We start from the raw sequence: 20,194 nt of genomic DNA, 5'->3' as shown, positions 1-20,194 counted from the left end.
CAAACCTGTATCAATACTTCAAAATGAGCGGACACTCAGTATTCACCAAGCCGCAATTAGTCGTGCTCCGGGCAGGATGTCCGCTTTCAGTCGTCATCGAGGACGCCATGTTCAGAATGAGTTCAGGCTACGCTAACGTACTGGTCACTACGCTCTCGGCCGAGGGGCTGAATGTCGCCAGCCTGTGCCGGGAAGCCGGGTTGGACCTGGAACTCGCCCACACGCCCGGGGCGCGGTGCGAGAGAAGGGTGCTCTATCGCCTGTGGCAACTGGCCGCGCAAGCCGCAGGGGATCCGGACATCGGCCTCAAGGCCTATGGGCATTTCCATCCCGGCACCTTTCAGATCGTCGGCTACACGATGATGTCGAGCCTCAACCTTAAACTGGCACTTGAACGCCTGGTGCGCTTCAGTCCGTTGATCGGCACCGGCTTCAGCCTTTTTTTCGTCCCGGAACAGGAGCATTTCCGCCTGGCCTCGCTCGATCACCAACAACCAGGCTCGATCAAGCCACGCCAGTATGTGGATGCGGGGTTGGCGTCCCTGCTGGGTTTTTGCCGTTGGCTGGGAGATGGCAAGCTGCCGCAACCCCTGAGTGTGGAATTCAGCTATCCGGAACCTGCGGACACCTCGGAGCATCGACGCCTGTTCGGTTGCGACCTGCAATTCGGCTCGGCCTACGACAGCATCCTGTTCGACGGCCAGGAGATCCTGCGGCCACTGAGCATGGCCAACGAGGCGCTGGCGGTGCTGCATGACAGCTTTGCCGAGGCGCAGCTGGACCTGTTGTCCGGTTCTTCCATCGTCGGCAGGCTTCGCGCACTGATCACCGAGCGCTTGAGTCATGGCCAGGGACAATGCGACATGGAGTCGATCGCCGGCGCCATGAACATCAGCAAACGAACGCTGCAACGCGCACTGGAAAAGGACGGCACGCAATTTAAGGACGTGCAGAACCTGGTACGACGAGAGTTGGCCGATTTCTACCTGCGCCATTCTCACTTCAACATGAAGAATGTCGCGTATCTCCTTGGTTTTCATGACCACAGCAGTTTCAACAAGGCGTGCAGCCGCTGGTTCGGAATGACCCCCGGCCAGTATCGCGCCGATGAGTCATGTGCTGTGCCGCTCACCTCTCACCCTCAGGTAGTGCTCGTCAATGCTTGAGCTGCAGGCTGCCGAGCACGCCATACACACCATAGAAACACAGTTCCTGAGCCGCATCGCGCACATCGCGGTAGCCGTCCATGGCATCGTGGACCTGCTTGGAAAACAACGCCTGCCAGGCCAGCAACGGATTGTCCGGGCTGGCGAGCTGACGATCATGGCGCACCTGCGCGGCGCTAGCGGCCAGCCACCACAGCGCCGGGTTGGCGCTGCTCCACAGTACCTGCTGTTGCTGGAAGGGATGGGCCTTGCGCAACAGTTGGGCAGTGGGCTCGTTGATCAGCTGACGTAACCATGGCCGGACAAAGCCGTCATACAGGCTGTTGTTGATCGCGGACGCGCGATCGACCAGGGCGAATTCGCGATCGTCATCGCGCTGCGGCGCAACGTCGCCATGGATGTCGGCTATGCGTCGGCTTTCGAAGCGCACGGAGTAGGGGTGTTGCATGTCTTGCGGCACGTCATCGATCAGCATTTCATACAGCCCGGCCGGCAGCGCATTGATGGTCTCGACCGCGCCCAGCAACTGACGGTGCTCGCGCCGCGCCACTTCGCCGGAAACGAAGATACCCAGGTGACCGATGCTGGCATGGCGCAGATACACGATAGTGCGCCCGGCGCGGTGCAGAGCCAGATCGGTTGGGTAGACGTCGGCGATCCAGTCGAGGGCCTGTTGCGGTGAGGTGATGTTGTCACCATAGGAACAAAACACCACCACCGGGACTTCTATGCGCTTGAGATCGAGCCCGTTGCTTTTGCGTCCGGGGCCGCCGGACAAGCGATTGCCGATGAACAGGTCGTCGACGATCATCTCGATCTCCTCGCCATTGAGCAGGGTCGGGCTGCCCCACCAACGCTCGAAGTCGAGAAACCGGGGCGCTTCGCTGTCGACTTCACTGAACAGGTGGTAATACTTGCCCCACCAGGCATTGGCCGGGTCGAGGTTCTCGAAATTGCTCACCAGCCAGGTGCCATCGAAACGATCATTGCCCAGGTCGCTGCCCAGGCGCGCCATCCAGCCACCGCCCAGCAGACCGCCGGTGTAGCGCAGCGGATTGCGCCCGTTGACGCCAGCCCAGTATGACAACGGCGCGCCGTTGACGATGATCAGGCCCGGCAACTCCGGCCGGTCCGCCGCCAGGCCCATCAGCGCCCAGCCTGCCTGGCAATTGCCGATTACCACGGGTTTGGCGCTGTGTGGATGGCGCTCACTGACCACTTCGATAAATCGCGCCTGGGCGCTGACGATGTCCGCCAGCGTCTGCCCGGGTGCAGGGGCATGGCTGAAGGCGATGAAGTAGGTGGGGTGACCGGCGCGCAGGCTCTCGCCGATGACCGAATCCTGTTTGAATCCACCAATGCCGGCGCCGTGGCCGCCACGGGGGTCGATGATGATGACTGGCCGCTGCTTACTGTCGACGGGTTGCCCGGGGCGCGGGACAATCTGCAGCAGCGAGTAGTTGACCGGTCGCGACAGGTCCATGCCGTCGACCAGGGTCTGATGATCGAACTTCAACAGCAACGGATACCCGGCACGTTCGTGGGCCAGCGAGTTGTCGCCGCGCTGCCGCAAGGTATCCCAGAACAATACGCTGCGCTGGCCGAGATCCGTGAGGTACTCCTGCCAGTCAGCGGCACTGGGTTGCCTGAGTTGCCCAAGGCTCGAGGCTGCATAGGTCGTTGCATGGCGTTTGTGCATGGCGTCGCGGATGTTGCGGGCATTGAGGCGCTGCAGATGATTGAGGTGGTCGAACGGACCCGCAACGGTGCAAAACGGTTTATTGTGCGGCGCGGTAATTTCTTCCTGACCCATCATGATCTCCTGATGCCTTACACGGGGAACGGTCGTTGCCAGGCTCGTCGATTAAGCGGGCTTTGGTACTCGGCCGTCTGAGTTGAGGAGTCTAGCGCTAACAGGCGTGGGGTGGGCAAGGTTTATTTTGCACTGCACAAAATAAGCATTGCCAAACTTTTTTGTGCGCTGCAATATGAAGTCCAGCGCGATGACTGCCGGATCGCTGTCGCGTCCTCAGGTCCCTTCGGGCCTTTCAGTACCAGGAGTTCAAGCATGTCTTTTTTCAACCCGGAAAAACTGCAAACCGTTCAGAAAGCCAACCTCGATCTTTTGCAGCAGATCAGCGGCAAAGTCTTCGCCAGCGTTGAGCAGCTGAGCCAGTTGCAGTTCAAGGCGCTGCGTGAATCCACCGAAGAGCAATTCGAAGGTGTGCGCAAACTGCTGGCTGTTCGCGATCCCCAGGGTTTTGCCGATTTGCAGGCATCTTTCAGCCAGCCGAACGCACAGACCGAACGCCTGGCCGAGTTCAACCGTCAGGTGCAGGCTCTGATCGTGGGCACCCATTCGGACATCGCCCAATTGACGTCGAATCAGGTCGAGGCGGGTACTGCGCAGGTTCAGGAATTTGTAGAAGCGATCAGCAAGAACGCACCGGCCGGTTCCGAGCCTGTGGTGGCGGCATTCAAATCGGGCCTGGCGAATGCCGGTACGGTGTTTGAAAACGCGCAAAAAACCGCAAAACAGGCGACAGAGGCCGCTCAGGGTAATTTTGACAGCGCCTCCGCCGCCGCTGCGGACGCTGTTGCGAAGGCTGCTCCGCAAGCAAGTAACAAGGCCACCAACGGTAACAAGTAAGTCAAATCAGTAAGGCTGCACCGATGGCGATGGGTTTATTCCCCATCGCCATTTTTTTTGTCGCTGCCATCGGTAGTCGGCTTGGCGCCAAACAGGCCGAACATGTTCTGCGTATTCAGGTAAAGCGCCTTGGACTGGTCGACGTACTGGCGCATCAAGTCCTGCATCACCGGCGCCTGCTGGTGCATGAAGGTACTCCAGGCTTCGGACGACTGCGCGCCCGTCTGCGACTGGATGTCGATCACGGTCTGGATGCTTTTGTCGAGGTAGCTGCCGAGTACGCCCTGGTAAGGGCCGTAGAACTGGATGATCCCCATCAGCATGTCGCTGGTGAAGATCGGCTCACCGCCGCTTTCGGCTTCCAGGATGACTTGCAGCAGGATGCTGCGGGTCAGGTCTTCGCCACTCTTGGCGTCCACCACCTGGAACGCGACTTTATCGACGACCAGCTGGCGTATGTCCGCCAGGGTCAGGTGGCTGCTGGTGTGGGTGTCGTAGAGGCGGCGATTGGGGTACTTCTTGATCAGGCGGGGTGTGGGGTCGGTCATGCGGGGTGTCTCGTGGCGAGCCAGGTTTGCAGGCATCTTAACCTACTATGGGCAACGCCGCGGATGTACCCGATCCACTGTAGGAGCTGGCTTGCCAGCGATGGAGGTCAACGATGACGCGGGAAGCCTGACACCCCGCGGCGCCCTTAGCCCGATCCACCGTAGGAGCAAGCTTGCTCGCGATGGAGGTCAACGATAACGCGGGAAGCCTGACACCCCGCGGCGCCCTTAGTTTTTTCGCTGGCAAGCCAGCTCCTACAGTGGATCGGGTACGGCCGTGGGTGAAGGGTCGGTTGTGAGGTCGCCTTCGCTGGCAAGCCAGCTCCTACAGTGGATCGGGTACGGCCGTGGGAGATGGGTCGGTTGTGAGGTCGCCTTCGCTGGCACGCCAGCTCCTACAGTGGATCGGGTACGGCCGTGGGAGATGGGGAGATTGTTAGGTCGCCATCGCCGGCAAGCCGGCTCCTACAGGGTAATGTGTGCATTTGAAGTTACGTATCATCCAGTAGGAGCTGCCGCAGGCTGCGATCTTTTGATCTTGCTTCGGCTTACCAGATCGGCAACGTATAGCTGACGATCAGGCGGTTTTCATCCAGGTCGCTGCCAAAGTGGGTCGAGCGAACCGTCGCGTTACGCCATTTCACGCCGACGTTTTTCAACGCACCGCTTTGCACCACATAACCAATGTCGGTATCGCGCTCCCATTCCTTGCCCTCGGGACGGTTGTTGCCCAGGTCAATGTTGTCGCCGGTGAGGTAGCGGGTCATGAAGGTCAGGCCGGGCACGCCCATGGCCGCAAAGTTGTAGTCGTAGCGCGCCTGCCAGGACTGTTCGTCCTTGCTGGCGAAGTCGCCGATCTGCACGAAGTTCACCAGGAACGCGTCGGCACCGTTGATGTAGGCGAAACCGGTGTCGCCGCTCATGCCTTGATAGCCCAGGCCGAAGGCATGCCCGCCGAGGCTGTAGGTGAACATGGCGCCGATCGCGTTGTTGTCGACATTGCTGCCGCCATCGTCGGTAGAACGGGCGTAACGCAGGTCGGTCTTCAATGACTGGCCGGTGGTCACCGGCAACACGTAGGTCAGGTTGACCATGTGCTGGTCGTAGAAATTGTCGAGATGGCCGTAGGCGTAGCCGGTGGCGAGGTTGCCGGTCCACTTGTAGTTCAGGCTGGCGAAATCGAAGCTGTCGCTGCTGACATGGCGGGACGTGATGCCCTTGGCGCCGGTGCGGGTGATGCCCATGTCCTCGTAGTCCGAGGAGTCGCGCTGATTGACCTGCGTCAGCCGACCGGCATCCACGGTCAGGCCTTCGAGTTCGAGCGACGTCAACTGACCGCCCTTGAAGGTTTGTGGCAACAGCCGTGAATCGTTGGCCAGTACCGTCGGCAGTTTCGGCAGTAGCGTGCCGAGTTTCAGCGTGCTTTTCGAGGCGCGCAGTTTGGCGGTCAGACCCAGTTCGCCGTATTCGTCCTGGGCACCTTTACTGGTGTCGCTGTGGCGTTTGAGCAGGCCGGAACCGGCGCGATCGGGGCTCGAATCGAGTTTGACGCCGAGCAGGCCAATCGCATCGAACCCCACGCCGATCAAACCGTCAGTGAATCCCGATTCATAGCGCAGCAGAAACCCCTGGGCCCATTCCTCCTGTTTGGATTGGGCGGCGTTGGTCTGGCGATAATCCCGGTTGAAGTAAAAGTTGCGCAGTTCCAGGCTGGCCTTGCTGTCCTTGATGAAGTCAGCAGAAGCAGGCGCCGTGAGGCTGATGACGCCGCCGGCCAACAGGAGACGGGTAGCGAGAATACGAGTGCTGCGGTCCATGGTGAAGCCCCTTGGTTTTTATTTTTGAAATGACGGGCACAGCAGCCCCTGCCGCAATGGCAAGGGCTCGGGAAGTAAAAACCGCGATGCCAAAAGAGAGGAGCCGACGCCGCGGCGGTTCAATCGTCAGAACTGTTCGGCCGACAGGCCATACAGCGAGGCGCTGCCAGCACGAATGGATTGCTCCAGGCTCAGAATGCGTGGCAACAGGCGGTGGATGTAGAAGTCGGCGGTGGCGATTTTCGCGCCGTAGAAACTGTCGTCCGCGCTGCGTTTCTGCCCGGCAACCTGGGCCATGCGCGCCCACAGCCAGGCGTAGGCGACGTAACCGAACAGGTGCAGATACTCCACCGAGGCGGCGCCGACTTCGTTACGGTTGGTGGCGGCGCGATCCTGCAGCCAGTCGCTGATGTCTTCCAGCCGTTGCACGGCATCGAGCAGTTGTGTGGCATAGGGGGCATCGGGCCGGGCGGCGAAGCGGCGAATCTCGCCGGTGAACTGGCGCAGCGCGAGACCTTTGTCGGCGAGCACTTTGCGCCCGAGCAGGTCCAGCGCCTGGATGCCGTTGGTGCCTTCGTAGATCTGCGCGATGCGCACATCGCGAACCAATTGTTCCTGGCCCCACTCACGAATGTAGCCATGGCCGCCGAACACCTGCTGACCGTTGATGCAGCTTTCCAGGCCGGTATCGGTGAAAAATGCCTTGGCCACCGGTGTCAGCAGCGCGACCAGGTCCTGTGCGCTTTCCCGTTCCCCGATATCGTCGGAAAACTTCGACAGGTCAAGTTGTTGCCCGACATAACTGGCGAACGCGCGACCCCCTTCGGTCATGGCCTTCATGGTCAGCAGCATGCGTCGCACGTCGGGGTGAACGATGATCGGGTCGGCCACTTTGCCCGGCGCCATGGCGCCTGTCGGCGAGCGGCTCTGAAGGCGTTCGCGGGCGTACGCCACGGCGCTCTGATAGGACGCTTCGGCACAGCCGATACCCTGGATGCCGATGGACAGGCGTTCGTAATTCATCATGGTGAACATCGCCGCCAGGCCCTTGTTCTCCTCGCCGACCAGCCAGCCGCTGGCGCCGTCGAAGTTCATCACGCAGGTCGCCGAGGCCTTGATCCCCATCTTGTGTTCGATCGAGCCGCAACCTACGGCGTTGGCAGCGCCGAGGGAACCGTCGGGATTGACCAGCACTTTGGGCACGACAAACAGCGAAATACCTTTCGGGCCCGCAGGCGCATCCGGCAGTTTGGCCAGCACCAGGTGCACGATGTTCTCGGTCAGGTCCTGATCGCCGCCGGTGATGAACATCTTGCTGCCGGTGATCTGGTAGCTGCCGTCAGCCTGAGGCTCGGCACGGGTGCGGATCAGTCCCAGGTCGGTGCCGGCATGGGCTTCGGTCAGGCACATGGAACCGGCCCAGCGGCCTTCATACATCGGCGGCAGGTAGAGGTTTTTCAGGGTCTCGCTGGCATGGGCATCCAGCGCCAGGCAGGCGCCGGAACTCAATGCCGAATACAGCGCAAAACTCGAGTTGGCGCCGTAGAGCATCTCTTCGAACTGCACCGCCAGCATCTTCGGCATGCCCATGCCGCCGAACCCGGCATTGCCGGACAGCCCGACCCAGCCGCCTTCGATGTAGGTGGCGTAGGCCTGTTTGAAACCAGCAGGCGTGGTGACACGACCTGCATGCCACTGCGCGCCTTCTTCGTCGCCGCTGCGATTCAAGGGCGCAATCAGCTGCGAGGTGACTTTCGCCGCCTCCTCGAGAATGGCGTCCGCGGTATCGGCGTCGACACTGTCGGCCAGGGCCGGCAGGCGCGCCCACAGGGCCGGGGCGTCAAAGACTTCATGCAGGACAAAGCGCAGGTCGCGCAGCGGGGCTTTGAAATCGGGCATAACGTGAACCTCAAAAGGACGGTTGTGCGATGGGCACGGCAGCGAATGCCGTGCCCTTGCAATCAATGACTGGAAGCGCTGGTGGCACCCAGGCCGGTCTGCGCGCGCACGAACTGGTCGGCGTAGGCGTCACGTTCCTTCTCGGCGCGCACGCTGCGGTCGAGCCGGGACACCACGACAATCACCAGGAACGCCAGCGGCATGGAGAACAGGGCAGGGTGGTCGTATGGGAAAATGGCGTGGGTATTGCCAAGCACCGTGACCCAGACCGCAGGCGACAGGATCACCAGCACCAGTGCGCAAATCAGGCCGGCGAAGCCGCCGATGATCGCGCCTTTGGTTGTAAGCCCTTTCCAGTACATGGCCATGATCAGCACCGGGAAGTTGGTCGAGGCGGCAATGCCGAAGGTCAGGCCCACGAGGAACGCGACGTTCATCTTCTCGAACAGGATGCCCAGCAGGATCGCGATGATGCCCAAGCCCACGGTCGCCATGCGCGTGACGCGCATTTCCTGTTTCTCGCTGGCCTTGCCTTTCTTGAACACGGTGGCGTAGAGGTCGTGGGAAATCGCCGAAGCACCGGCCAGCGCCAGCCCGGAGACCACCGCGAGGATGGTGGCGAACGCCACAGCCGCGAGGAAACCGAAGAACAGGTTGCCGCCGACCGCCTTGGCCAGGTGCATGGCAACCATGTTGCCGCCGCCGATCAGGGCGCCACCAACTTCACCGTTGACGTAGTACTGCGGATCGGTACCGATGATCACCATCGCGGCAAAACCGAGGGTGCAGACCACGAGGAAGAAGAAGCCGATGAAGCCGGTGGCATAGAACACCGACTTGCGGGCTTCCTTGGCATTGGGCACGGTGAAAAAACGCATCAGGATGTGCGGCAGGCCGGCGATGCCGAACACCAGGCCCAGGGACATCGACGCGGTGTTGATCGGGTCGGCGAGCATCGAGCCCGGGCCCATGATGTTCCAGCCACTGGCATGGGCCTGGACGGCCTTGTCGGCCAGGGTCTCGTAGCTGAAACCGAACTGCGACATCGCCATGACCGCAAGCGTGGTGCCGCCGGCCAGCAACAGCACGGCCTTGATGATCTGTACCCAGGTGGTCGCGATCATGCCACCGAAGATCACGTAGACCAGCATCAACGCACCGACGATCACCACGGCTACCGGGTAGTCGAGGCCGAACAGCAGCTTGATCAACTGACCCGCGCCGACCATCTGTACGATCAGGTAGCAGCACACCACGGTCAACGAGCCGAAGGCCGCGAAGATCCGCACCTTGTTCTGGTCCAGTCGATAGGAAACGATGTCGGCGAAGGTATAGCGCCCCAGGTTGCGCAGACGCTCGGCCATCAGGAAGGTGATGATCGGCCAGCCGACGAAGAAACCGATGGTATAGATGAAGCCGTCGTAGCCCTTGGCAAACACCAGGCTGGAAAGCCCCAGCAGGGTGGCCGCGGACATGTAGTCACCGGCAATCGCCAGGCCGTTCTGGAACCCGGTGATACCACCGCCCGCCGTATAGAAGTCGGAGGTGGACTTGGTCTGGCGCGCAGCCCACCAGGTGATGGCCAGCGTGCCCAGCACGAAGACGAAGAACATGCCGATGGCATTCAGGTTCAGCGGTTGTTTTTCCACCGCGCCCAGCGCGGGCGCGGCAATGGCGACGGAAACAGGCAACAGGCCGGCAGCGGCGAGGGCAAGCGTACGGAACAGGTTCATCACTTGCTCTCCTCGAGAATGGCGGCGCCCAGTGCGTCGAAGCGGGTGTTGGCGCTGTACACGTACCAGCCGGTCAACAACCAGGAAAACACGATGATCGCCGCGCCTACCGGCATCCCCAGCGTCAACATCCGATGTTCCCCAAGCGGCGCATGCAGCCACTGCGGGGCAAAGGCCACAATCAGCATGAACAGGTAATAAATGCCCAGCACGGCGGCGCTCAACGACCAGGCCAGGCGGGACCGGCTGCTCACCAGTTGGAGGAATTTCGGATTGCCGCGAATGCGTTCGCAGCGTTGCGTATCGGTTGAATGGATGTCGGTCATCGCTAGCTCCACTTTGTTCTTGTTATCGGTCTGTGGGGGCCGGGCAGCCGTATTCGGCGTGCACGAGCCCGAGGCGGCAGGTCAATCACCTGCCACCGTGGGGTACAACGTGGTTTTCGGTTAGAGCGCCTTGGCCCGGTCGCGCAGCACGTACTTCTGCACCTTGCCGGTGGACGTCTTAGGCAACAGGGTGAAGATCACGGTGCGCGGTACCTTGAATCCGGCCAGGTGTTCGCGACAGAAACTGATGATGTCGGCTTCGCGAACGTCCTGGTGATCGGCCTTCAAGGTGACGAAGGCGCAGGGCGTTTCGCCCCATTTCTCATCGGGGCGGGCGACCACGGCCGCTTCCATCACGCCCGGGTGCCGGTAGAGCACGCCTTCGAGCTCGATGGTGGAGATGTTCTCGCCGCCGGAGATGATGATGTCCTTGAGCCGGTCCTTGATCTCGACGTAACCATCGGGATGACAGACCGCCAGGTCGCCGGTGTGGAACCAGCCGCCTTCGAACGCTTCGGCGGTGGCGGTCGGGTTCTTCAGGTAGCCCTTCATCACGGTATTGCCGCGCATGAAGATCTCACCGATGGTCTGGCCGTCACGCGGGGTGGGTTCCAGCGTCGTCGAGTCGCCGACCATCACGCCTTCGAGCGTGGTGTAGCGCACGCCCTGTCGGGACTTGATCTGCGCCCGCTCATCCAGGGGCAGCTCATCCCATTCCGCGTGCCAGGCGCACAGCGTCACCGGGCCATAGGTTTCGGTCAGGCCATAGACGTGAGTGACCTGGATGCCCATCTCTTCCACGGCGCCGATCACTTTGGCCGGCGGTGCGGCACCGGCGACCATGGCGTTGACCGGGTGATCGATGGCCGCTTTCGCCGACTCCGGCATGTTCACCAGGGCATTGAGCACTATGGGCGCGCCGCACAGGTGAGTGACCTGATGCTCGCGGATCAGCGTGAGGATTTTCTGTGGATCGACCCGGCGCAGGAACACGTGCACACCGGCCATGGCGGTAATGGTCCAGGGGTAGCACCAGCCGTTGCAATGGAACATTGGCAGGGTCCAGAGGTACACCGGATGGTTGCCCATGGCCCAGGTCATCTGGTTGCCCAAGGCGTTCAGGTACGCGCCGCGGTGGTGGTAAACCACGCCCTTGGGGTTGCCGGTGGTGCCGGATGTGTAGTTCAGCGAGATGGCTTGCCATTCATTGACTGGCCACTTCCAGTCGAACGCAGGGTCACCTTCGGCCAGCAACGCTTCGTAGTCCAGGTCGCTGACGGCCTGGCCTTCGCCGTATTCCGGGTCATTGACGTCGATCACCAGGGGCGGGTGATCCAGCATGCCGATGGCTGCGTGAATCACGCTGTGGAACTCGCGGTCGGTAATCAGCACCTTGGCCTCGCCGTGCTGCAGCATGAAGGCGATGGCTTCTGCATCCAGGCGCACGTTGAGCGGGTTGAGCACGGCGCCGATCATCGGCACGCCGAAGTGCACTTCAAGCATTTCCGGAATATTGGGCAACATCACTGCCACGGTGTCGTCCTTGCCGATACCGCGCCCGGCCAAAGCCGAGGCCAGGCGCCGACAACGGGTATAGGTCTGCGCCCAGGTGCGGCGGATCGAGCCGTGGATGACGGCGGGGTAGTCCGGGTAGACGTTGGCGGTGCGCTCGATGAAGCTGAGCGGAGACAGGGCAATATGGTTGACAGCCGAAGGGCCTAGCCCTTGTTCATAGATCGACATGTACGGGTACTCGGTGGCTGATTGTTAGCTCTATGGGAGCCCCTGCGGTGTACGCGCCGGGGTCGCCTTTTTTATGTCCGGTTTACTTTATATAACATTCATCCATTGATATGGAAGTACAACCTAAGTAATATAGTAAATGTACTATATTCAATTAGTCCGGTACCAAATCACTTGCCCCCGGACTTCCGTAGCCGGTATATGCTTGGATTTATTGAAGAAGTGGACCGGCAATGACCCTGACTCCCGTTCGACTGCACAGCTGGTTGCGCCTGCAACGTGAAGGCGTGTCCCTGGCTGCCCGGGCCGACGCGCTGTGTCATGCGCTGCAGGATTGCCCGGAAGTGCAGCGGGCGGTTTACTTGAGTTGGCAGCCCAATGCGCGGATCTACAGCCATGAGGGGGCGGCACAGCATTTCCCGCCGGGCCTGGGCGACCCGGCGCTGGCCAGCGATCAGTTATTGTTCGAGCAACTGATCGAGGCCGGGCGCCTGGACCTGGCGCAAGTCAGGCAATTGGACTGCTGGCTGGCCGGCCGCCTGCGCCGAGCCGCCATCAGCCATGGCCAGGTATTCGACCTGGCCTTGCAGCCGGGGCAGGCGGGATTGCTGCTGGTGGAAGTGTGCGAGGGGGTGAGTCTTGACTGGCTGGGCTGGGTGCGGGATTTGCTGACGACGCTGTTGAGCAGCGTCAACGGCATGCTCCGCGGCTCGCCGCTACTGGGCCACGATCCACAACCGAGCCTGTTGCTCGATGCACAGGGCCGACCGCTGGAGTTCAATGCGGCGCTGTTGGCCCTGCTGGCCGAGAAGCCATTGCCTGATGTATTGGGTTTTTTGCCGGTCAATCATCGGGTGCTGGTGCGCGCCTGTCTGGATCAGCAACGGGCCATCGAAGGTGTCGAAGCTCAGTTCGAAACGCAGATCCTGATCTGGACATTCATTCCCGACCCGCAGGACAACCGCGTGCTCGCCCGATGCCGCGACGCCACGACCCAGGTCCTGGCAGAGCGAGAAGCGACCACCGCACGCCGGCTTTACCGGCTGATCATCGAAAACACCACCGACCTGATTTCCCGCCACACCCCGGACGGGCGTTTCCTCGATGCATCGCCCGCGTCCTGGACCCTGCTCGGCTACTGGCCGGAAGAATTGCGCGGGCAAATGGCCCAGGGCCTGTTCCATGGCCAGGATCTGGCCGGCCTGATGCAGCGTGCACGGGATGCGCTGGAACAGGATGGCTATCACACCATGACCTATCGCATCCGCCATCGCGACGGCCATTACCTGTGGTTCGAATCCGCCAGCCGGGCGATCCGCGAAACCTATACCGGGGCGGTGGTCGAAGTGGTGAGCGTCTCCCGGGACATCACGGCCCGGGTGCTCGCCGAGGAGAACAAACGACGCCTGGCCGAAGTGGTCGAGGCCAACATCGATCCGGTGTTGTTCATCGCTCCCGAGGGCCTGGTCACTTACCTCAATCCCGCCGCGCGCCGCATCCTCGGGATTGATGAGCAGCAATCCATGCCGGCCCTGGCCGATCTGTTCGCCAGCGGTGACCTTGCGCGCCTGCAACGGGATGGCTGGAGCAGCGCCGAGCGCGATGGCGTCTGGAGCACCGATGCGCGTCTGCAACCACCAGGCGGCGGAACGTCCGTGCCGGTATCGCTGGTGTTACTGGCCCACCGTTCCGCCGGCGGCGAGCGTTATTACTCGCTGGTGGCGCGGGACATGACCGAACGGGAACTGCGCGAAGCGCAACAGCGCCGCCATCAAGACGAACTGGCCCACACCGCGCGCCTGGTCACACTCGGTGAACTGGCCTCGGGCATCGCCCACGAAATCAACCAGCCGCTGGCTGCCGTGGTGAATTACGCCAACGCCAGCCAACGCTATCTACAAACACTGGGTTCCAATCCGCAGGCCGCCGTCCGGGTGGCGCAAGGCCTGGAACGCATCACCCATCACGCCACCCACGCCTCCGAAGTGATCCGCCGGTTACGCTCGTTTTTGCGCAAGGGCCAGCGGCGCATGCAGGCGCTGAACCTGACCGACATTGCCCGCGAAGCCGTGCGTTTATGCGCGTGGGAGGCCAGTCATTGCGAAGTGACAATCGAGGATCGACTGCCGGATAATCTGCCGCCGGTGTATGCCGACCGCGTGTTGCTGGAACAGGTGCTGCTCAATCTGTTGCGCAATGCCATCGACGCCAACCGTGACCAGCATCCGCACGAGCCTTCGCTGATCGTGATGGCGGTGGAGCAGGGCAGTGGCGCCACCGTGGAAATCAGTGTGCAAGACCAGGGCCCGGGCGTCAGCGAGCCCGAGCTCGAGCAGATATTTACCCCGTTCTATACCAGCAAGCCCGATGGCCTGGGGCTCGGGTTGTCCATGAGCCGCAGCATCATCGAAGGTTTCGGCGGCGAACTGAGTGCCCGGCGCCAGCCTGTCGGGCTGCTGATGTGTTGCCGATTGCCGCTGGCCGGCCCAACAAAACAACAACAGGAATGACGTAATGGCAGGTGTGGCGGAGCACGTGGTGTATGTGGTCGACGATGACCAGGGAATGCTCGATTCGACGGTCTGGTTATTGGAGTCGGTCGGCCTGACAGCCCTGCCGTTTACCAGTGGTATCGAGTTTCTCCAGGCCTGCGATGCCAGTCTGGATGCCTGCGTGCTGCTCGACGTGCGCATGCCCGGCATGGGCGGGTTGAACGTGCAGGAGGAAATGCGCGTACGCCAGCTGAATCTGCCGATCATCTTTGTCAGCGGGCACGCCGATGTGCCCATCGTGGTCCGTGCGTTCAAGGCCGGTGCCCAAGATTTCATCGAGAAGCCTTATAACGAGCAGTTGCTGCTGGACAGCGTGCAACAGGCGCTGGGCAATTGCGCCGCGCAACGCTGCGGCAATCAGGGCCAGGAGGCGTTGCAGGCCCGCTTGCTCACGCTGACGCCGCGAGAGCGCGACGTCATGTTGCCGTTGGTGCAGGGCTACACCACCCGCGAAATCGCCGAGCAACTGGGGGTCAGTGCCAAAACCGTCGATCTGTATCGCTCTCGCGTCATGAAACGCATGCAGGCCAACACACTGCCGGACCTGGTGGGCATGGCGATTGCGGCAGACTTGGTGGATCCACTTAAACTGCGTTGATCCTTCACGTTGTGAATTGTGCGTCTATGCTGGGCTAACCGGTTTTCCTTCCCAGTGAACTGTCAGGAGACGTCCATGGTACCCATGCCGCTGTCAGAGAAGGCCTTGTCCCGCGGGTTGCTCGATATTTTGATCCGCGCCGGACTGATTGTCGTGCTGGTGCTGTTCTGCTTTGAGATTTTTCGCCCGTTTCGCGACTTGATGCTGTGGTCGGTGATCCTGGCGATCACCCTCTACCCCTTGCAACAACGGCTGCGGGGACCGATGGGAGAAAAGGACGGACGTATTGCGACGCTGATCGTGCTGGTGGCCATCGCCATCCTCATGGTCCCGATCTACCTGTTAGGCACCTCGATTGCCGACTCGGTCGAAAATGCCATGACCGTGGTCCGGGACGAAGGCATCCGCATTCCGCCTCCGTCCGATTCCGTGGCCAGCTGGCCACTGGTGGGTAAACCGCTGTCGGCGCTGTGGCTGCAGGCGTCTACCGACCTTCCCGGGCTGACGTCGAAGTACATTCCGCAAATCAAGGACGTCAGCCTGTCGGTACTGGGCAAGGTGGCCGGCGTCGGCATGGGCCTGCTGATGTTCATCGTCGCGCTCATCCTCGCCGGGATCTTCATGGCCTATGGCGAAGCGGGTAGCCGCGCCTCCGTGCAGATCGCCTCGCGGATCAGCGGACCGGAAAAAGGTCCCCAAGTGGCCACCTTGTGCACCGCAACCATCCGCGCCGTGGCGCTCGGGGTGGTCGGAATCGCGTTCATCCAGATGCTGCTGGTGGGGCTCGGGTTCGTGTTCAAGGGGGTTCCCGGCGCCGGGTTGCTGGCATTGGCGGTGCTGCTGCTGGGCATCATGCAGCTGCCGGCAACCTTGATCACAGTGCCGGTCATTGCCTTTGTCATCGCGACCGAAGGGGCCAATACCGTGACCATCATCTTCTCTATCTACGTCTTCGTCGCGGGCCTGGTGGACAACGTGCTCAAGCCATTGATGCTGGGGCGCGGGGTCGACGTGCCGATGCCGGTGATATTGATCGGAGCCCTGGGCGGGATGGTCACCGGCGGCATCCTGGGCTTGTTCATCGGCCCGGTGGTGCTGGCGGTGGGTTACCAGTTGTTCTGGCAGTGGGTGCAGGATCCGCCGCCGCCGGTGGTGGAAGAACGACTGTAGACACGAAAAGGGGCCGACGCGCCGTCGGCCGGTTCCTGCTTCAGAATCCGAGGTAACAGCAGTAGACAAGGGCCAATGCGGCGGCGACACCGAAGGCTCCCAGCGCCTTGATGGTCAAGGGGTGCGTGGACTCGGGGTTGATCTCGCGCTGCAGGCGGGGATCGGAGTAGGCCACCGGTTGATAGGGCCCGCGCATGATTGCCAGGTAGGTGTAGCGCAACCCGATCAACAGGAACAGGCTCGCCAGGCTGAGGAGCAGGGTGGCAAAGGTCGCAGGTCCGGCCGCTTTCCCGTGGTCATTTTCGCAGGCCGCGCTGTCGACTGCCACGACACTGATTTGCCCATGATCCGTCGAAGGCCGTACGCCTTCATTGAGCAGCCCGGCCTGTTGCACCAGGTCCAGAGTCTGGTACTGCCAGAGCGTCGTTGACCCTTCCCGGCAGTAGGTGAACCTTCCGGGGCTTGAGGCGGCGACGATGCACGCGTCGTCGATCCCACGCTTCTTGAGGGTTTCCATGGCGGTGCGGGAGAAGTCCAGATCGAGCACCGGCGCAATCCCCGTGGCGCAAACCGCGCCCGAGACCAGCAGACTCCCCACAACGCCGATAGTTGAAGTTTTCAAGGCTGGACTTCCTGGTTTTTATTGGCTTTTTTGTCAGGGACGCGGAGCTTTAATGAACCTGCCAGTAGTGGAGTCTAGAACGCGTTAGTCACTTTGATAAGCATGCGCATTTAAAAAATTGAACGGGTCGAACTAATCGCAGTCATCGGCAACGGCCTTCTCGGCACGCTGGATTTCCTGCTTGATGTCGGTGGTGATGCGCTGTTCCTTGCGTTCCTGGACGAGGAACTTCTGCTCACCCCGGGACTTGACCTCTGCGTCTTCAGCATGGATCTGTTTTTCGATGGCGGCAGAATGCTGGTCGATCACGGCATCGACCTCGGCTTCGTTCTTTGCCGTATCCAGCGCCGACACCAGTTTGCCGGCCTCGGCCTTTTCGGCTTCGGCATAGGCCTCCACCGACAACCCGGCGGCCAGGGCCCGCGCCTGTACTTCCAGGTCCTTGAGGTGCTGGCGCGCTAAGGTACAGACCGCTTCCTGACGCTCGCTCTGCAGCGTTTTCCAGGTGTTCAGTCCATAGACAGCGGTACCGATGACGACGACGGTAACAGCGACCCCCAGTAACTTGGCTTTCATTCCATCCCCTCAAGTGGCCACGAAACAGCCTTTGGCAATGATTCCCGAATCCATTCGGGGGAAAGAAAAGCGTAGCAGACTGGGTGGCACTCAAGTGCCATCTGGTTCGCAAGAAAGGCTTTGCAGGAGAAAGTTCGCGCTTATGCAGGGTTACTTTCACTTGACGGGTTGGCGGCGCACCAGCGATTTCGCCCCTGACGTTTCGCCGCGTAAAGCAGGGCGTCAGCGGCTTTGATCAGGGTGGCCGGCGTCACGTCCTCGACGTTCGGCCGATGGGTGGTGATACCCGCACTGGCCGTGACCCTGCCCAGGGGATGGGCGTTGTGCTCGATGTCCATTGATCGAATGGCCTGCAGGATCTCTTCGGCGACCTGGGCTGCGCCCGCGCCATCGGTATTGGGAAGCAGCACGGTAAATTCCTCGCCACCGTAGCGGACGGCCAGGTCCCCGGGTCTTTTGACCGCCTGCTGGATCGCGGCGCCTACCGCACCCAGGCAATCATCGCCGGCGGCGTGGCCGTAGCTGTCGTTATAGCGCTTGAAGTAATCGACATCGAGCATGATCAGTGACAGCGAGGAGCCCTGGCGTGCAGCCAGGCGGATCTCCTCCGGCAGCGCAGTGTCCAGGCGGCGACGATTGCCCAGGCCGGTCAGGCTGTCTGTCAGCGCCATGTCGCGCATGGCCTGGTGCGCGTGACGCAACTTTCTTTCCGTTACCATTCGCTGGCGCAATTGACTCAAGACGATGAGCCCGAACACCGCGAGTACCCCGATCAGCACCACCAGCACCCAGCCGGTTTTCAGCAGATCGCGACGCCAGGGGGCGATGATCGAATCCCGGGACAGTCCGGCTTCCACCACCAACGGGTAGGTGGTCAAGGCCCGGTAACCGTACAGACGCTCGGTGTCGTCCACGACGGCCTTGACTTCGGCGATGCCCTGGTTGGCATTGGGCAGGTAACGCTGGAAAATCTCGCTGCCCGCGAGGCTCTTGCCGACCACGGAGGCGATGAAGGGGCGGCGAACCAGGATTGTTCCGCTGCGGGTGGCCAGCACCAGGGCACCCTTGTCATCGATCTTGAAGTCGCCGTAGTAGTCGACGAAGTAGCTGACCTTGATCGTTCCCAGCAGAACGCCAGCGAAGGTGCCATCTGGATTGTTCAGGCGCCGGGAGATGGGGATGATCAGGTCGTTGGTTGATCTACTGGTGACTACCTCGCCGATGCGCACGTTTTTATCCGTGTGCGTGCGGTGATACTGGAAGTAATCGCGGTCGGCGTTGTTCACCAGCTCCGGCGTTGCGTCCTTGTCTGTCACGATCCATTGCCCGTCAGGGCCGTAGATGAACAGGCCATGCAGCTGCGGCATGATGTTCGATTGCTGGACCAACAGTTTGTGGATACGCGGGACGTCGATGTTCTGCAAGCCGTCGCCTTCCACCCGCTCACCGAGCGCGGCAGTCAGTACATCCACTTGCCGGATGGCATCTTCGGCGTGCTGCGCCGTGGCTCGCGCCAGGTTCGTCACCGAGTCACGGGCCGAGGCGAAGGCTGACCGGTAGTCACGCCACGTCCGCCAACCCTCGACCGCGATAAACACCAGGACCACCACCAGCATGAAGCTCACCGTGAGCCGGAAGACCGCCCCAGCACGCAACGTTCTCGCAGAGACAGTTTCAACGCCGCCATCAACCAGGGTTGGTGGCTGCTTGCGTCCAGGCATCAACCTCTCCTTTTGCGAGCGATCTGGGCTCGCCGAACGCAACCTGGGCTATACAAGACCGACAAATGACAGGATAACCAGGACGATTACGACGGCACCAACGATGTAGATAATATTGTTCATGGGGACCACCTCTGTCTCTCAAGTTAAGGCGACACCGGGGGTGTCTAGTACAAATGACACCTGCGGTCGTACATGCGTTCCGCAATCGGCCACCATCAGTCCTTGAGATCGTCCCGGGTTCTCGTGTGAGCCTGTTGGTAGATGTGGTTGACCATCGCGAAGAACAGGCCCGTGGATAACCCGCACATGAGGATGCCGGTCAAGCCTTCGATTGGCGCGAGCAAGCGCCAGGGCGTTGCCAGCACCACCTCTCCGTAGCCAATCGTCGCGTAGGTGACAGCCGAGAAGTAGAGTGCCGTTTCGAGATCGGGCAGGCATTGCTGCCACAGATAAAAGGCGGCCCAGATCGAAATTTCCGCCAGGTGCAAAATCACCAGGTAGACCGCCACCCAGGCCAGCCTCCAGCTGATGGCCCAGAGTTGCGTCGCAGCCTTGCGTCGATCCAGAAGCCTGAGCATCAGCGCGATGCCGACGGCGTGCACAATCACCGTACTGACCGCCAGCCCCCAGGCGAAAAGGATGTTTGAAGACATGGGTGTTCCTCCGTCGACATCGACCCAGGCACCCGGGAGTTGCAGCAATGGGGTGCCGCTTGACTCTAGTCGATGGACGGCTGGGCAACCAGCGAGCTCAACCAATGTTGGCCAGAAGTCAAGGACCACTTCCTAGTAGCGTGAGGTCGTTATCGCTGGCAAGCCAGCTCCTACAGGATTTGCGGTGTGTGTTGGATTGGTGGTTTGACACCGATCTGTAGGAGCCGGCTTGCTGGCGATGGCGTCGTTGGGATCGCCTTCGCTGGCAAGCCAGCTCCTACAGGATTTGCGGTGTGTGTTGGATTTGTGGCGTGACACAGATCTGTAGGAGCCGGCTTGCTGGCGATGGCGTCGGTGGGATCGCCTTCGCTGGCAAGCCAGCTCCTACAGGATTTGCGGTGTGTGTTGGATTTGTGG

At 61.3% G+C, this 20,194-nt stretch carries 16 protein-coding genes; 5 read left to right on the top strand and 11 right to left on the bottom strand.

What is annotated here, in order from left to right; translation table 11 throughout:
- Positions 1-107: 107 nt before the first annotated feature.
- Complete coding sequence (locus SOP85_RS21920) at positions 108-1,166, top strand: AraC family transcriptional regulator (protein WP_323628208.1); 1,059 nt, start codon at positions 108-110, stop codon at positions 1,164-1,166.
- On the opposite strand, the gene SOP85_RS21915 is transcribed toward SOP85_RS21920, so the two are convergent.
- A complete protein-coding gene (locus tag SOP85_RS21915) occupies positions 1,156-2,979 on the bottom strand; it encodes a DUF3141 domain-containing protein (RefSeq protein WP_323628207.1) in 1,824 nt (607 codons plus the stop codon). The two genes, SOP85_RS21920 and SOP85_RS21915, sit on opposite strands and share 11 nt — an antisense overlap.
- Positions 2,980-3,234: 255 nt before the next feature.
- Here SOP85_RS21915 and phaP point away from each other — a divergent pair, with 255 nt between their 5' ends.
- Positions 3,235-3,816 carry a TIGR01841 family phasin gene (gene phaP / locus SOP85_RS21910; protein WP_323628205.1) on the top strand — a complete coding sequence of 194 codons (582 nt, stop codon included), beginning with the start codon at positions 3,235-3,237 and terminating at the stop codon, positions 3,814-3,816.
- Positions 3,817-3,851: 35 nt separating this feature from the next.
- Here the strand turns inward: phaP and phaR are convergent, their stop codons facing one another.
- The 6 genes from phaR to SOP85_RS21875 all read right to left on the bottom strand — a co-directional run bounded on the left by phaR (position 3,852) and on the right by SOP85_RS21875 (position 11,882).
- Positions 3,852-4,400, bottom strand: coding sequence for a polyhydroxyalkanoate synthesis repressor PhaR (gene phaR / locus SOP85_RS21905; RefSeq protein WP_323628204.1), 549 nt, complete (start codon positions 4,398-4,400; stop codon positions 3,852-3,854).
- Positions 4,401-4,912: 512 nt separating this feature from the next.
- On the bottom strand, positions 4,913-6,181 hold the full coding sequence (locus tag SOP85_RS21895) for an OprD family porin (RefSeq protein WP_323628203.1): 1,269 nt from the start codon (positions 6,179-6,181) through the stop codon (positions 4,913-4,915).
- Positions 6,182-6,307: 126 nt separating this feature from the next.
- Positions 6,308-8,080 (bottom strand): acyl-CoA dehydrogenase C-terminal domain-containing protein, encoded by a 1,773-nt coding sequence (locus tag SOP85_RS21890; RefSeq protein ID WP_323628202.1) that lies wholly within the window; start codon positions 8,078-8,080, stop codon positions 6,308-6,310.
- A 62-nt stretch (positions 8,081-8,142) separates the two neighbouring features.
- Entirely contained in the window at positions 8,143-9,813 is a 1,671-nt protein-coding gene (locus SOP85_RS21885; RefSeq protein WP_323628201.1) for a cation acetate symporter, read from the bottom strand.
- Complete coding sequence (locus SOP85_RS21880) at positions 9,813-10,139, bottom strand: DUF485 domain-containing protein (RefSeq protein ID WP_274075346.1); 327 nt, start codon at positions 10,137-10,139, stop codon at positions 9,813-9,815. The genes SOP85_RS21885 and SOP85_RS21880 overlap by 1 nt, the downstream gene beginning before the upstream one ends.
- 120 nt (positions 10,140-10,259) lie before the next feature.
- A complete protein-coding gene (locus tag SOP85_RS21875; protein ID WP_274075345.1) occupies positions 10,260-11,882 on the bottom strand; it encodes an acyl-CoA synthetase in 1,623 nt (540 codons plus the stop codon).
- 233 nt (positions 11,883-12,115) lie between these two features.
- Here SOP85_RS21875 and SOP85_RS21870 point away from each other — a divergent pair, with 233 nt between their 5' ends.
- The 3 genes from SOP85_RS21870 to SOP85_RS21860 all read left to right on the top strand — a co-directional run bounded on the left by SOP85_RS21870 (position 12,116) and on the right by SOP85_RS21860 (position 16,202).
- A complete protein-coding gene (locus SOP85_RS21870; protein ID WP_323628200.1) occupies positions 12,116-14,392 on the top strand; it encodes a PAS domain-containing sensor histidine kinase in 2,277 nt (758 codons plus the stop codon).
- 4 nt (positions 14,393-14,396) lie between these two features.
- The gene (locus tag SOP85_RS21865; protein ID WP_323628198.1) at positions 14,397-15,032 is read left to right on the top strand and encodes a response regulator transcription factor; all 636 of its coding nucleotides are present in this window, start codon (positions 14,397-14,399) and stop codon (positions 15,030-15,032) included.
- A gap of 75 nt (positions 15,033-15,107) precedes the next feature.
- Positions 15,108-16,202 carry an AI-2E family transporter gene (locus tag SOP85_RS21860; RefSeq protein WP_274075342.1) on the top strand — a complete coding sequence of 365 codons (1,095 nt, stop codon included), beginning with the start codon at positions 15,108-15,110 and terminating at the stop codon, positions 16,200-16,202.
- Between the two features lie 40 nt (positions 16,203-16,242).
- On the opposite strand, the gene SOP85_RS21855 is transcribed toward SOP85_RS21860, so the two are convergent.
- From SOP85_RS21855 to SOP85_RS21840, 4 genes are all read right to left on the bottom strand, one after another.
- Positions 16,243-16,824 (bottom strand): hypothetical protein, encoded by a 582-nt coding sequence (locus SOP85_RS21855; RefSeq protein ID WP_323608194.1) that lies wholly within the window; start codon positions 16,822-16,824, stop codon positions 16,243-16,245.
- Positions 16,825-16,956: 132 nt separating this feature from the next.
- Complete coding sequence (locus tag SOP85_RS21850; RefSeq protein ID WP_274075340.1) at positions 16,957-17,400, bottom strand: hypothetical protein; 444 nt, start codon at positions 17,398-17,400, stop codon at positions 16,957-16,959.
- Between the two features lie 140 nt (positions 17,401-17,540).
- Positions 17,541-19,121, bottom strand: a complete 1,581-nt coding sequence (locus SOP85_RS21845) for a sensor domain-containing diguanylate cyclase (protein WP_323628196.1) — start codon at positions 19,119-19,121, stop codon at positions 17,541-17,543.
- A 218-nt stretch (positions 19,122-19,339) separates the two neighbouring features.
- Positions 19,340-19,777, bottom strand: a complete 438-nt coding sequence (locus tag SOP85_RS21840) for a potassium channel family protein (protein ID WP_323628195.1) — start codon at positions 19,775-19,777, stop codon at positions 19,340-19,342.
- Positions 19,778-20,194: the final 417 nt, after the last annotated feature.

The organism is Pseudomonas sp. YuFO20 (assembly GCF_035064975.1).
Classification (GTDB): domain Bacteria; phylum Pseudomonadota; class Gammaproteobacteria; order Pseudomonadales; family Pseudomonadaceae; genus Aquipseudomonas; species Aquipseudomonas putida_AE.
This window is presented reverse-complemented; position numbering and strand designations above follow the sequence as displayed.

Excerpts from the sequence above, each read along its gene's own strand:
- SOP85_RS21840 (WP_323628195.1), bottom strand. The coding sequence starts at position 19,777 with ATGTCTTCAAACATCCTTTTCGCCTGGGGGCTGGCGGTCAGTACGGTG.
- SOP85_RS21865 (WP_323628198.1), top strand. The coding sequence starts at position 14,397 with ATGGCAGGTGTGGCGGAGCACGTGGTGTATGTGGTCGACGATGACCAG.
- SOP85_RS21890 (WP_323628202.1), bottom strand. The coding sequence starts at position 8,080 with ATGCCCGATTTCAAAGCCCCGCTGCGCGACCTGCGCTTTGTCCTGCAT.
- SOP85_RS21850 (WP_274075340.1), bottom strand. The coding sequence starts at position 17,400 with ATGAAAGCCAAGTTACTGGGGGTCGCTGTTACCGTCGTCGTCATCGGT.
- phaR (WP_323628204.1), bottom strand. The coding sequence starts at position 4,400 with ATGCCTGCAAACCTGGCTCGCCACGAGACACCCCGCATGACCGACCCC.
- SOP85_RS21880 (WP_274075346.1), bottom strand. The coding sequence starts at position 10,139 with ATGACCGACATCCATTCAACCGATACGCAACGCTGCGAACGCATTCGC.
- SOP85_RS21875 (WP_274075345.1), bottom strand. The coding sequence starts at position 11,882 with ATGTCGATCTATGAACAAGGGCTAGGCCCTTCGGCTGTCAACCATATT.
- SOP85_RS21885 (WP_323628201.1), bottom strand. The coding sequence starts at position 9,813 with ATGAACCTGTTCCGTACGCTTGCCCTCGCCGCTGCCGGCCTGTTGCCT.
- SOP85_RS21895 (WP_323628203.1), bottom strand. The coding sequence starts at position 6,181 with ATGGACCGCAGCACTCGTATTCTCGCTACCCGTCTCCTGTTGGCCGGC.
- SOP85_RS21870 (WP_323628200.1), top strand. The coding sequence starts at position 12,116 with ATGACCCTGACTCCCGTTCGACTGCACAGCTGGTTGCGCCTGCAACGT.
- SOP85_RS21920 (WP_323628208.1), top strand. The coding sequence starts at position 108 with ATGTTCAGAATGAGTTCAGGCTACGCTAACGTACTGGTCACTACGCTC.
- SOP85_RS21915 (WP_323628207.1), bottom strand. The coding sequence starts at position 2,979 with ATGGGTCAGGAAGAAATTACCGCGCCGCACAATAAACCGTTTTGCACC.
- SOP85_RS21860 (WP_274075342.1), top strand. The coding sequence starts at position 15,108 with ATGGTACCCATGCCGCTGTCAGAGAAGGCCTTGTCCCGCGGGTTGCTC.
- phaP (WP_323628205.1), top strand. The coding sequence starts at position 3,235 with ATGTCTTTTTTCAACCCGGAAAAACTGCAAACCGTTCAGAAAGCCAAC.
- SOP85_RS21845 (WP_323628196.1), bottom strand. The coding sequence starts at position 19,121 with ATGCCTGGACGCAAGCAGCCACCAACCCTGGTTGATGGCGGCGTTGAA.